Source organism: Shimazuella sp. NTD247 (assembly GCF_059510415.1).
This window is the reverse complement of record NZ_JCAJZU010000002.1, coordinates 578,602-592,027: the sequence shown is the minus strand read 5'-3', so window position 1 is coordinate 592,027 and position 13,426 is coordinate 578,602. Positions and strand designations below refer to the sequence as shown.

The 13,426-nt window shown below is 39.6% G+C and carries 11 protein-coding genes and 1 other annotated feature (1 of these 12 cut by a window edge); of the genes, 5 read left to right on the top strand and 6 right to left on the bottom strand.

The annotated features are described in order from the left end of the window. Positions 1-147 (top strand) — a binding site (T-box leader); it begins 72 nt to the left of the window's first position. 60 nt (positions 148-207) lie between these two features. Beyond that, positions 208-2,664: a leucine--tRNA ligase gene (leuS, locus tag AC5WOC_RS07590; protein WP_496054791.1), complete on the top strand. Its 2,457-nt coding sequence runs from the start codon at positions 208-210 to the stop codon at positions 2,662-2,664. Positions 2,665-3,166: 502 nt separating this feature from the next. On the opposite strand, the gene AC5WOC_RS07585 is transcribed toward leuS, so the two are convergent. Beyond that, positions 3,167-3,787 carry a hypothetical protein gene (locus AC5WOC_RS07585; RefSeq protein WP_496054790.1) on the bottom strand — a complete coding sequence of 207 codons (621 nt, stop codon included), beginning with the start codon at positions 3,785-3,787 and terminating at the stop codon, positions 3,167-3,169. Positions 3,788-4,000: 213 nt separating this feature from the next. Here AC5WOC_RS07585 and AC5WOC_RS07580 point away from each other — a divergent pair, with 213 nt between their 5' ends. From AC5WOC_RS07580 to AC5WOC_RS07565, 4 genes are all read left to right on the top strand, one after another. Then, positions 4,001-4,543 carry an isochorismatase family protein gene (locus tag AC5WOC_RS07580; RefSeq protein ID WP_496054789.1) on the top strand — a complete coding sequence of 181 codons (543 nt, stop codon included), beginning with the start codon at positions 4,001-4,003 and terminating at the stop codon, positions 4,541-4,543. Positions 4,544-4,669: 126 nt separating this feature from the next. Next, positions 4,670-5,401, top strand: a complete 732-nt coding sequence (locus AC5WOC_RS07575) for a GntR family transcriptional regulator (protein ID WP_496054788.1) — start codon at positions 4,670-4,672, stop codon at positions 5,399-5,401. 7 nt (positions 5,402-5,408) lie between these two features. Then, positions 5,409-6,935 carry a gluconokinase gene (gntK, locus tag AC5WOC_RS07570; RefSeq protein ID WP_496054959.1) on the top strand — a complete coding sequence of 509 codons (1,527 nt, stop codon included), beginning with the start codon at positions 5,409-5,411 and terminating at the stop codon, positions 6,933-6,935. Positions 6,936-6,957: 22 nt separating this feature from the next. Next, positions 6,958-8,304, top strand: coding sequence for a GntP family permease (locus tag AC5WOC_RS07565; protein ID WP_496054787.1), 1,347 nt, complete (start codon positions 6,958-6,960; stop codon positions 8,302-8,304). A 50-nt stretch (positions 8,305-8,354) separates the two neighbouring features. Here AC5WOC_RS07565 and AC5WOC_RS07560 read toward each other — a convergent pair whose 3' ends face one another. The 5 genes from AC5WOC_RS07560 to glpK all read right to left on the bottom strand — a co-directional run bounded on the left by AC5WOC_RS07560 (position 8,355) and on the right by glpK (position 13,403). Further along, positions 8,355-8,876: a tetratricopeptide repeat protein gene (locus AC5WOC_RS07560; RefSeq protein ID WP_496054786.1), complete on the bottom strand. Its 522-nt coding sequence runs from the start codon at positions 8,874-8,876 to the stop codon at positions 8,355-8,357. 98 nt (positions 8,877-8,974) lie between these two features. Next, positions 8,975-9,400 (bottom strand): hypothetical protein, encoded by a 426-nt coding sequence (locus AC5WOC_RS07555; RefSeq protein WP_496054785.1) that lies wholly within the window; start codon positions 9,398-9,400, stop codon positions 8,975-8,977. A 272-nt stretch (positions 9,401-9,672) separates the two neighbouring features. Continuing rightward, entirely contained in the window at positions 9,673-9,855 is a 183-nt protein-coding gene (locus tag AC5WOC_RS07550) for a hypothetical protein (protein WP_496054784.1), read from the bottom strand. Between the two features lie 323 nt (positions 9,856-10,178). After that, positions 10,179-11,810 (bottom strand): glycerol-3-phosphate dehydrogenase/oxidase, encoded by a 1,632-nt coding sequence (locus AC5WOC_RS07545; RefSeq protein WP_496054783.1) that lies wholly within the window; start codon positions 11,808-11,810, stop codon positions 10,179-10,181. Between the two features lie 99 nt (positions 11,811-11,909). Continuing rightward, positions 11,910-13,403 carry a glycerol kinase GlpK gene (gene glpK / locus AC5WOC_RS07540; protein ID WP_496054782.1) on the bottom strand — a complete coding sequence of 498 codons (1,494 nt, stop codon included), beginning with the start codon at positions 13,401-13,403 and terminating at the stop codon, positions 11,910-11,912. Positions 13,404-13,426: the final 23 nt, after the last annotated feature.

The window sequence follows — 13,426 nt, the reverse complement described above, 5'->3', positions numbered from 1 at the left end:
CTGAGGGAAATGTGAACTCGCTTCATCGCTCCAAAGGGGAACAGAAGTAACCTTTGGCGTATACCTACGTTACAGGTTTGAGCCGAGTGCTATATACATAGCACTAATTAGGGTGGTACCGCGGGAATACAACCTCTCGTCCCTAGCAACCTGCTAGTGGCTTGAGGTTTTTATTTTTTCGAAGTTGAAGAAGAAAGGTTGATTGGCATGAAGGAGTATGCGCATCGGGAGATAGAAGCAAAGTGGCAAGCATACTGGGAAGAAAATGCATTACATAAGACAGATGAAGATCAGACGAAGCCCGCTTATTATGCATTGGAACAGTTTCCATATCCATCGGGAGACGGTCTTCACATGGGGCATGTTCGAGTCTATTCCATTGGAGACGTTATCGCTCGTTTTCGTAGAATGAATGGTTATCGTGTGCTTCATCCCATGGGTGCAGATGCATTTGGACTACCAGCGGAAAATGCGGCTATTCAACGAGGAATTAATCCCAGAGAGTGGACGCTTAATAATATGGAACGAATTCGAAAAGAACAGTCTCTGCTCGGTGGTTCGTATGATTGGGACCGCTACGTAGGAACGTGTCTGCCAGATTATTATCGTTTTACACAGTGGCTGTTTTTATTGTTTTATGAACGTGGACTGGCGTACCGTAAGGAAGCATCGGTAAACTGGTGCCCAAGTTGTAATACCGTGCTGGCCAACGAACAGGTAGAAGATGGGAAATGTTGGCGGTGTGGAACAGAAGTGATCAAGAAGGAGCTAGTTCAATGGTTCCTGCGGATTACGGATTATGCTGAACGGTTGCTTGAAGGATTAGACACCTTACCAAAATGGCCAGATAAAATCAGAACAATGCAGCGCAACTGGATTGGAAAGAGCAAAGGGGCAAACGTCACTTTTTCTTTGCCGTCTGTAGGAGAAGAAGTAAGTGTATTTACTACACGTCCTGACACACTCTACGGTGTTACCTATATGGTGTTGGCTCCAGAGCATCCACTCGTTCCTAAGTTGATTGCTGGGAATGAAAAAGAACAAGAGATACTTTCCTTTATTCATACGATGCGAAATAGCACCGAACTTGAACGTACGGCGACGGATGTGGAAAAATTAGGGTACGACACAGGAGCAAAAGCAATTCATCCGTTGACAGGTGAGGAAATACCGATCTGGATCGCTAATTATGTGTTATTTGATTATGGGACAGGAGCAGTCATGGGTGTACCAGCTCATGATGAGCGCGATTTTGTATTTGCGAAAAAGTATAACTTGCCAATTAAAGTAGTAGTGCAACCGGAAGGCGAGCAGATGGTCGAGCCTTTAACTGAGGCATACACAGGAATAGGGAAACTCGTTTCCTCTGATATTTTTGATGGAGTAGAAAACCAACAAGCGATTACTGCTATTGCTGATCATTTGGATCGTATTCACAAAGGCGGCAGCGTCGTCAACTATCGTTTGCGTGATTGGCTTATTTCCAGACAACGTTACTGGGGTACCCCGATTCCAATTATATATTGTGATGATTGCGGAACTGTTCCTGTGCCAAAAGAACAGCTGCCAGTCGTACTTCCAGAAGATGTGGTATTCGATGGAAAAAGCAATCCATTGACTACTTCGGAAAATTTTGTGCATACAACTTGTCCCAACTGTGGAAAAGCAGCACACCGTGAAACAGATACAATGGATACATTTATTGATTCTTCTTGGTATTATTTGCGTTATGTTGATGCAGATAATCAGACGATTCCTTTTGCAAAAAATAAAGCAGATGATTGGCTGCCTGTAAAAGAATATATCGGTGGAATTGAACATGCGGTGCTCCACTTGCTCTATTCTCGATTTTTCACCAAAGTACTTTATGATGCCGGAATGGTTTCTGTGGAAGAACCTTTTGAAAGCCTATTGGCACAGGGTATGGTATTACGAGACGGCTCCAAAATGTCCAAATCCAAAGGAAATGTAGTCAGTCCATTAGAGATTATTGAAAAATACGGAGCGGACACGGCGAGATTATTTATTTTGTTTGCAGCTCCTCCAGAACGTGATTTGGAATGGAGTGATGCTGGGGTAGAAGGCAGTTACCGTTTTATCAAACGGGTTTGGCGGTTGGTGCATGAAAACAAAGGCCTGTTTGCCGATAAATCATCGTCTGCTGATTTATCGTCTGCAGCAAAAGAACTGCGTCGCCTGACGCACCAAACGATTCAAAAAGTAACCGTCGAGATTGGCGAACGAAATCACTTTAATACAGCAGTCAGCAGTGTAATGGAGCTGGTAAATGGTATTTCGACTTATCCAGCAGGGGAAGACCGTTCGGTGCTCAAGGATGCTCTGCAAAACGTGGTATTGCTGCTTGCTCCATTTGTCCCGCATTTGTCAGAGGAACTATGGGAAGTGATGGGGAATAAAGACACGATCCATCTAGCAGCATGGCCGGCTTATGATGCTTCGGCATTGGTTCAAGATGAAGTGGAGATAATGGTACAGATTAATGGAAAAAACAAAGAAAGATTAGTAGTAGCGACCAAAGCTACCAAAGAAGAAATAGAGGCGATTGCGATCGCGAATGAAAAAATTCAAAGTTTGATCGCTGATAAAACAGTAAGAAAAGTAATTGTGGTACCAAAGAAATTGGTTAATGTAGTAGTAGGGTAACAAAAAAAGGAATCTTTTCATAAGGTTCGTTTTGGACTGAAAATAGTGACACTGGTAACTTTCGTTACCAGTGTCATTTTTTTGAGACTATACATATATTACCATGAGAATGTTTGTTTGTATATCTATTTTTTCCAAAGGTTGAGCTGCTGAAGGGTCATTTTTTCCCCTCGTTCAACGCTCGCTTTTAAATCGTGGGTTTTCTCGCTCGCAATGCTATAAGTAGTGACTAACTGAATAACCTTATTTTTTCAAATGGACGGCTCATCTCGTCAAATTGAAACATCAGTGTTTCTATGCCATTGAGCCAAACCCCTCGACCAGTCCGTCGTATATAATGGCAAACCCGAACTCTGTAGGTCGGCATCGAGGACCGGCCTCAATTACCAGCAAATTATTTTTGAAAGTGTACAGAATCGGCTTCATCAAGTGTCCTATCACTAGACGATTCATTTGTGCAAATCGATTATATGCCAATACGATTGTTCATTCTAGAAAAGATTTAAAAGTGTTGTATGATAAATTGTTTGGTCCATTCCAACGAGTCTTTAGTGTCTTCTATTGAAATTTGGTTCCATTTCTCATGATTTGCGTTATTTTTTAAATGAGCATAGGAATTTAAAATACCCTGTGTTTCGGAATCAAATACTTTTTTTAAGGTTAATTGTTCGATCATCCCTACTAGTGTCGGTTGATCAAGTAATTCAATCCGGTACTTCAAACATAATTTTTTTACCCCTTCTTCTAGGACACTCCCAATGATAACAGTAGCAGGTTGATAGGAATTATTTTCAATTAGTTGTTTTGCCTGATCCAATAAACTTAAAAATAATTCACTTTCAATGATAATACGGACATCAAATAAGCCGCTTTGCAGGTCACTTTTCATTGCTGTTATGATGGGCAGATAGTATTCACATTTAAATAATTCCCCCCATCCATTGTTTTTTATATCTTCTACGGCAATCGCAAACTTATTGTTTGATGATAATGATTGGTTGATGAGATGATCAATACTTGTCTGAAATTGAATGGCAAGTTTGATATCTTGTTTTTCAATCGCTTCTTCCCCTAGATGGATCAGTTCCTCTAATCGTCGAATGATTTTATTTTCTAATTTCATTGATGTATTCTCCTTGCTAATTAAATCTAAGATAGTACATTATTTCGAAACAAAAGGTAAATCTCCTTTTTTTAGATGTTGAATTTTTTGTATAAATGAAATTGCAAACTCTCTTGACTTTAATAGACACAAATCGGTGGAAAATTTCGTAGTGGCAATTGCTGAAATAGCAGTTATGATGAGAATAGAAAATAAAAAAAAGGAGTTTTTTCTTTGAAACAAGCACTGCTTATCATCGATGCTCAACAGGAACTAGTAGAGAGTGTTTACCGCAAAGAGGAACTGTTAAAAAACATTAATTGGGTTATTCAAAAAGCAATGGATGCCGAAGCGAATATTATATTTATGCGTGATAAGGATGTAGCAGGAGGGCAAGGAAGTGGATTTGAAGTTCACTCGGAAATCTTTATTCCTATGCATGCGGTTGTAATGGATAAGACAGCAACCAATTCATTCTATAAAACCAATTTACTAGCATACTTACAAGAACATGATGTGGAACACATGGTAGTAATGGGCTGTAAAACAGAGCATTGTGTAGATACTGCTGTACGAACGGCAACCATTCATGGATTTGATGTAACTTTAGTAGGGGATGGTCATTCCACAACTGATTCGGTTGCTTTAGAGGCGGAAAATATTATCAAACATCATAATGAAACACTGCATGGTCACTATAATATAGATCATTTTTCGGTTGTAAGATCCAGTTCAGACAACTTGTTTGATCCAAGCCATTCTATCTATCGCACATAAATATAAAAAGGACATCAGCGTCTAGATGTCCTTTTTATATTTCCAATAAAAGCGCTTGCAAAAAAAATGTTTCTTAGTATAATACTTGTATACAAGTATACTTAAATAGAATAGAGAAGGGGTTACATGGTAGATTCGAAAGGATTTCTCTATCCGGAAAAATGGTTGTCAAAAGCTTCGGCAGGGGAGCGGGTTACTAGTGAACTTCGAATGCGTATCATTTCAAGTATGATTGAAAGCGGTACCATCTTATCGGAAAATAAACTAGCTGTTGATTTTGCCGTAAGTCGATCTCCTGTGCGGGAAGCACTCAAAATACTGGCATCAGAAAATTTGATTCGTTTGGAACGAATGGGGGCTGTAGTTCTTGGGATACAAGAAAAAGAAATAGAAGAAATTTATGATGTACGTCTACTCATTGAAACATTTGTATTTGAACGATTGGTAAGACAGGATACAACAAAGCTAGTCGAAGAACTGAGTAAGATCTTAGAAATGATGAATGTTGCCATCAAATATAAAGATGCAGATGAGTTTTCTTACCAAGATGTTTTGTTTCATGAAACGATTATTCGATCGATCGATCATTCGTATATTTTAATGATTTGGGCTAATTTAAAACCAGTAATGGAGAGTTTTATCCTTTTGTCGATGCGTAAGAGAGTTCAAGAAGAATGCGATGATTTCACACGGATATTAAAAAATCATGAGCTGTATATTGATGCTATCCGAACAAAGGATAGAGAACGAATGATAGAGTCTTTGCATAAAAACTTTGATGATGTACAAGGAAAAGTGGAAGACTTATGGATATCGCAGCAAACGCTTTCAAAAGGAGTAAGTTCAGAAAATGAGTAGCTACTATATGCTAGGAATAGATATTGGTACCACGAGTACGAAAGGAGTTTTATTTACAGAAACAGGGGAGGTTATTCACAAAGAAAGTAGCGGATATCCACTTTATACCCCTGATATGTCTATTGCAGAACAAAATCCAGAAGAAATATTTCAGGCAGTTTTACAGGTTATTCGTGAAATAAGAAACAAGCATAAAGACAAAAAACCAGCATTTTTATCATTTAGCAGCGCAATGCACAGTGTGATTGCCATGGATGAAAAAGATCATCCGTTAACACCTTGTATCACGTGGGCTGATAATCGCAGTGAAACTTGGGCGAATAAGATAAAAGAACAACGAAATGGTCATGAAATTTATAGGAAGACAGGTACACCAATTCATCCAATGTCTCCGCTCACGAAAATTGCTTGGATTGTTCATGAACGACCAGAAATTGCAAAACATGCTAAAAAGTATATTGGTATCAAAGAGTATATTTTCCATAAATTTTTTGCACAGTATGTTGTTGATTATTCCCTTGCATCTGCAATGGGCATGATGAACTTAAAAACTCGGCAATGGGATAACGAGGCATTAGAAGTAGCAGGTATTTCATCAGATCAACTTTCGACACTAGTGCCAACTACAAAAGTATTTCGAAACTGTTGTCCTGATTTGGCAGAACAAATAGGTATTGATCCAGCTACTGCTTTTGTTATTGGGGCGAGTGATGGTGTTCTTTCTAACTTAGGAGTAAATGCGATACATCAAGGAGAGATAGCTGTAACTATCGGTACCAGCGGAGCAATTCGTACAATTATCGATAAGCCTAAGACCGATGAAAAAGGAAGGATATTTTGTTATGCATTAACAGAAGATCATTGGGTAATCGGAGGGCCTGTTAACAATGGCGGAATGGTGCTTCGCTGGGTTCGTGATGAACTTGCTTCATCAGAAGTGGAAACCGCAAAGCGATTAGGAATTGATCCCTATGATGTATTAACGAAGATTGCAGAGCGAGTAAGATCTGGTGCAGATGGGTTAATATTTCATCCTTATCTCGCTGGTGAACGTGCTCCGTTGTGGAATCCAGATGTAAAAGGTTCTTTTTTTGGATTGACGATTTCTCATAAAAAGGAACATATGATTCGAGCGGCATTAGAAGGTGTAATTTATAACCTGTACACTGTATTTTTAGCATTACTTGAATGTATGGACTCGCCTGTAACTCACATTAAGGCCACTGGTGGTTTTGCAAGATCTGAAATTTGGCGGCAAATGATGGCAGATATATTTGAGTCAGAAGTCGTAGTACCAGAAAGTTATGAAAGTTCTTGTTTAGGTGCATGTATTTTGGGATTGTATGCACTAGGTAAGATCGATTCGTTTGAAGTTGTTTCTGAAATGGTTGGTCATACATTTCAACATCGTCCAAAAGAAGAAGCGATGAAAGAATATAGACAGCTATTGCCGATATTTATTCATTTATCTAGAGTCCTAGAAGAGGATTATGCACAAATTGCAAAGTATCAAAGAAGTCTTATTGACAACTAGAGAGTACTAGGAGGATATAAACATGCCATTGATCATTGTAGCAGTTGGAATTATCGTGTTGCTATTACTTATTATGGGACTGAAATTAAACACGTTTATTTCTCTCATTATTGTATCTATTGGGGTAGCGCTTGCTCTTGGAATGCCAATGGACAAAGTTGTTTCTTCTATTGAAGAAGGATTAGGTGGAACATTAGGTCATTTGGCACTAATTTTCGGTCTTGGAGCGATGTTAGGAAAGTTATTAGCGGATTCGGGCGGGGCACAGCGTATTGCTATGACTCTTGTGAATAAATTTGGGGAACGAAATATTCAATGGGCTGTCGTTTTTGCTTCGTTTATTATTGGGATTGCTTTATTTTTTGAAGTGGGACTTGTATTGCTAATTCCTATCGTATTTGCGATTTCCAAGGAGTTAAAAGTTTCCATTCTCTATTTGGGGATTCCGATGGCAGCCGCCCTTTCTATTACTCATGGGTTCTTGCCGCCGCATCCAGGCCCTACAGCAATTGCAGGGGAATACAAAGCAGATCTTGGACAAGTGTTATTATATGGATTTATTGTTAGCATTCCTACAGTAATAATCGCTGGCCCTCTCTTTACCAAACTTGCCAAAAAGCTCGTGCCAGGGTCTTTTACGAAAACAGGTAACATCGCATCATTAGGGCAGCAAAAAGTATTTAAACTCGAAGAAACACCTGGCTTTGGAATCAGTGTTTTTACAGCTGTTCTCCCAGTCATTTTAATGGCCGTCGCCACAATTATTACATTACTCCAAGATACACTTGGATTTAAGGACAATCTTTTGCTTGCAATCATCCGTTTTCTTGGCAGTGCTTCTCCTGCAATGTTGATATCCATTCTCGTCGCTATTTATACAATGGGAATAGCAAGAAAGATCCCGATGAAAACGGTAATGGAATCATGTACTGCTGCTATTACACAAATTGGTATGATGCTTCTTATCATTGGTGGCGGTGGTGCTTTTAAACAAGTGCTGATCAATGGAGGTGTAGGAGATTACGTAGCAGAGTTATTCAAAGGATCAGCAATTTCTCCTATCTTATTAGCTTGGTTGATCGCTGCAATTTTGCGGATTTCATTGGGGTCTGCTACGGTGGCTGCCTTAACAACAGCTGGTTTGGTCATTCCGATGTTAGGACATACAGATGTTAACTTAGCCCTCGTTGTACTCGCTACTGGGGCAGGAAGCCTGATCGCTTCCCATGTAAATGATGCAGGTTTTTGGATGTTTAAAGAGTATTTTGGATTGAGTATGAAAGAAACGTTTGCTACATGGACATTGTTGGAAACTATCATTTCTGTTTCAGGATTGGTATTTACGCTTTTGTTAAATACAGTATTGTAAGCGCAGACAAAACAAAAGAATCCTCCGCGAAAGTGGGGATTCTTTTGTTTTTATTCGTTTTTTCCGTCCCATGTTTCATCCAAATGCTGCGCATAATAGAGCAATCCACGCCCAAAGTACTGTAATTTTTCATCCGATGTCGTTTCTAATAAATTGGTCATCAGAACTTCTATTGCTTCTTTATATAACTTGTTGTTATACAGTGCTAAAGACAGATGGGCTTGTAATGCCCGGTTATTGGGAAATTGTTTTACGCCCTGTTGCAGTGTTTGTAACGATTTTTCGTAATATCCCATACAGCGATAAGTACTGCCCAAGCCTAAGAGGCAGCGTTCCAAGTCAGCTCCCGCAAGCCCTAAGTTTATCGCCTTTTCATAGCAGGGAATGGCTTCTTTTCCCATTCCAGAGTTATCAAAGGCAACTCCTAATTGAAAGGCAACCTCTGGTTTTTCTGGGTAAGCAGTGACTAATTCCATTAACATGTTACGAGCTTCAGCTAGGATGGCAAGGTCTTGTTTTGTTCGTCCTTCTTCACGTAGTTCGATTGCTGTTTTTAATGGATCTTGTGGCATAAAGACACTCCTTGAAAGGCAAGGTTTAATATATATATAAAGTATACACTGAATTTGCTGTGGTGCTAACAGCGAGTGCTAGCACCAGATGATAGAAACTAGTTCTTCATGAGCTTGATGAACTGCTCCCACCAACTGACTTCCAGACACTTCGGGAAGGGAACAATGCCCTTGTGAATGGGATCGTTATCCATGAAAATGCTGGAAATATCTACGTTTTTACCATCGACTAGAACTTGAAACTGGGCGTTTTTTGAACCTTTTGGGGTGTAGTGGGTAAATTCAATGTTGTGTTTTTTTACAATAGAAGACATATATTGAATTTGCAAAGAATATTTCCCCTTCTCAAACTTAACCCATCCTTCAAATCGATAAGGGTAGCTCTCTTTGATAGGAATAAGATATCCATCAACCATTAGGGAATGATCCTCCAGTGTATCGAAGGATCTGACCATGCCGAACTTCGGTCCCCCATTTTTACATTCGAGAATATTATTCGCGAACTTGATTTTAATTGGAGTCATGATAATCCTTTCCTCGAAAGTGAGTTACTATTTTATTGTATAGGATTTTTGTTTGCATGGGGAAGCATTAATAAAATGATCCGAAAGGTGGTCAAATTGAATAGAGAGATGACAAAAAGAGATTGTTTGCTATTTCAATTATAGAATTAAGTATTACCAGAATAATGTACAAAATGATTATTATTAACTTATTCTATTTGAAGAGGTGAAAATAAGCGGACCAGTCACGAATAATCGCAACTGGTCCATAGACCTAGAGGAAGAACAAAAAGTTAATCAACAGATTTCTCCTCACCGTTATTGATTCGCTTGAAGCGTCCGCCCTCAGGATGGTCTTTATGACCGACAGGATACTCTAAGTAGACGATGAGATTATTACCCAGTCGCTTCATCCAATACTTAACTCCATTTTTAATACTGTCGGGAGAATCAGTGGGGAACCTGTCCTTAGCCATTGCGTTCCTCTTTCTAAGATCGGGAATCACTCACCGGGTAAGAGCGATCTTCTCATTTAAAGGTAACGCAGTTTGATTGATGGATCAATAATGGAAAAGCTATCAGCACGTTTTTTATGAGATAATAATATATCGTTCGGTGATGATCTAATACTTTCTATTAACACTTGTTTACTACTAAAAACCTCTTGTATTTTAATATAGGTACACTATAGGACTAGCGAAGAGCATTTCATTTTAAAGGATGATTTGTTACTTGGTTGAGGATAGAATAACTCCATTACTCAATAGAAAAGAGGAGAAGGTGTACCTTCTCCTCTCTCTTAATTTGCAGTCGTAGCATATTTTATTTCTTCCTCCAGCAACTGATAAAAATGAGAAGATTGCTCTTCATCCCATAGGAAATGGTTTTTCATATATTCAAATACAGGTTTTTTCCATTGTTGCACCCAATCGATATGGAAAAACATAGCACCGGTGCGCCTAGCAAAGAAGTCGACTGGTGTAAGTACCATTTCTTGTTCTATACCATATACCAATGAGGCAAATACAGCAGGAGATAAACCTGCTTGTTCTGCTTCTATTCGCCGATTTTTAACAATATCATACACTTCTCCTACGTTACTGCCATATAATCTTGCTAAGCGTTCTGCTTCTTGTCTCTTTAAGCCGATTTCTACCCCTTGCTGCGTTTTTCTTGCTAAATAGCTTGATAGATTTTTAGATCCTCCTACATTACCACCAGAAAGTGTCATCGTTTTGGTTTTGCTAGTGGGGTAGGAGCTACTGCCTTTTATGTGTTTTGCAACTAAATCAACTACTCGTTCTGCCATTTTCCGATAACCAGTCAGTTTTCCTCCTGCGATGGTAATCAGTCCAGTGGGAGAATGGAAAATTTCATCGTGACGTGATATCTCCGAAGGTGCTTTTCCTTCTTCGTGAATGAGAGGTCGAACTCCAGCCCAGCTTGACTCAATATCTGTTTCGGTCAGTTGCAGGGAAGGAAACATATGATTTGCTGCTGTGATCAAATATTTTTGATCCTCTTTTGTTGTTTTTGGATGAATCAAATCATCATGGTAATCGGTATCCGTTGTACCAATATACGTCTTGCCTTCACGAGGAATCGCAAAGACCATGCGTTTATCTGGTGTATCGAAATAGACTGCTTGTTGCAGAGGAAAACGTGACTGATCAATAACAAGATGGACTCCTTTTGTCCAATGGAGTGTTTTGCCTTGTTTGGAACCATCTTTTTCTCGTAAGTCATCTACCCAAGGTCCAGCTGCATTGACAATTTGTTTGGCATAAACGTTCACTTGTTCGCCTGTGAATACATCTTCTACGACGACGCCCTTTATTTTTCCATTTTCATAAATAAAATCTACTGCTTTGGCATAGTTGTAGGCAAGAGCTCCATGATGTACCGCCTTTTTCAGTACTTCAATGGTTAAGCGAGCATCATCCGTTCGGTATTCTACATAGTAACCAGAACCTTTTAAGCCTTCTTTTCGCAGGAGTGGTTCTTTCTTTAATGTTTCTTCTTTACCCAGCATTTTTCGTCTTTCTTCGTGTTTCACACCTGCTAAATAATCGTATAGCCGGATACCAAACGATGTAGCTAGTTTACCAAACGTTCCTCCTTTGACGATTGGCAACAGCATCCACTCTGGTGTTGTGACATGAGGGGCATTTTCATAAACAATTGCTCGTTCCTTTCCTACTTCTGCCACAATCGAAATTTCTAGTTGTTTGAGATAACGGAGTCCTCCATGAACCAGTTTTGTGGAACGGCTGGATGTACCAGCTGCAAAATCTTGCATTTCTACTAATGCTGATTGTAATCCTCTTGTTTGTGCGTCCAATGCAATGCCGGCTCCAGTGATTCCTCCGCCTATAATTAAAAGATCAATATCTGTTTCCGTTAATTGATTTAAGGCTATCTTGCGACCCATTTTTTTCTTCCCCCTTTAAAAAGAGAAGACCACAAACCTAACTACCTTATGTAGTATGGGAATGTGGCCTTCTCCTTATCTCCGGTCACTATTAACTTTTTATTTAAAAACACGTGTTGCTTCCACAGCTTTTACCCATCCATCATACTGCTTTTGTCTTGTTTTGTCATCCATCCGTGGATTATAAGTGTGGTCGATATCCCAATTGTCAGCTATCTCATTTTTATCTTTCCAGAAACCAACGGAAAGTCCTGCCAAATATGCTGCGCCTAATGCAGTTGTTTCTAAAACTACTGGTTTTTCCACTGGAACATCAAGCATATCGCTTTGGAATTGCATCAAGAAATTGTTTGCAGTTGCTCCGCCGTCTACACGCAATTTCTTGAGTGAAATACCAGAATCGGATTCCATGGCAGAAAAGACATCTTTCGTTTGATATGCCAATGATTCCAATGTTGCACGGGTAAGATGAGCTTTGGTAGTTCCTCTAGTCAATCCAAAGACAGCACCTCTTGCATCACTATCCCAATAAGGGGTTCCCAATCCGACGAAGGCAGGAACCATGTATACACCATCGGTACTGTCCACTTGGGTAGCTAAGTCTTCAGAATCTGCCGCATTTTGGATAATATTTAATCCATCTCTTAGCCATTGAATGGCAGAACCAGCAACAAAAATGCTGCCTTCTAACGCATATTCGACTTTACCGTCAATTCCCCAGGCGATAGTGGTGAGGAGTCCATGTTTGGAACGAACTGCTTCTTCTCCTGTGTTCATCAAGAGGAAACAACCTGTTCCATAGGTATTTTTCGCCATACCAGCATCAAAGCACGCTTGCCCAAATAAAGCAGCTTGTTGATCGCCTGCGACACCAGAGATCGGTACTTCTTGGCCGAAAAAGAGATGGGAATCTGTTGTGGCATAAACTTCGGAAGAAGATCGTACTTCTGGTAACATCGATGCAGGTACTGTTAAGATATGGAGTAACTCATCGTCCCATTTTAAGTCATAAATGTTGTACATTAGCGTACGAGAAGCATTTGTGTAATCGGTAACGTGTTTTTTTCCGCCTGATAATTTCCAGATAAGCCATGAATCAATCGTACCAAAGAGCAAGTCTCCATTCTCTGCTTTTTCTCGAGCGCCTTCCACATTATCCAATATCCATTTGACTTTTGTTCCTGAGAAATAAGCATCGATCAGCAATCCTGTTTTATTACGGAAAAGGTCATCGTGACCAGCAGCTTTCAATTCATTACATATATCCATCGTTTGCCGTGATTGCCATACAATTGCATTGTAAACAGGGATTCCTGTGTTTTTATCCCATACAACTGCTGTTTCACGTTGGTTGGTGATACCAATAGCGGCAACTTCACCAGCAGATACAGGATATTTGGCTAATACTTCGGAGATAACACTCTGTACTGATCCCCATATTTCCATTGCATCGTGTTCTACCCAGCCCGGCTTTGGAAAGATTTGAGTAAATTCTTTTTGAGCAACACCGACAATTTGTCCCGATTTATCGAAAAGAATGGCTCGTGAGCTTGTAGTCCCTTGGTCAATGGCTAAAATATATTTCTTCGTCATATTGGTAACCCCCATTTTTGATT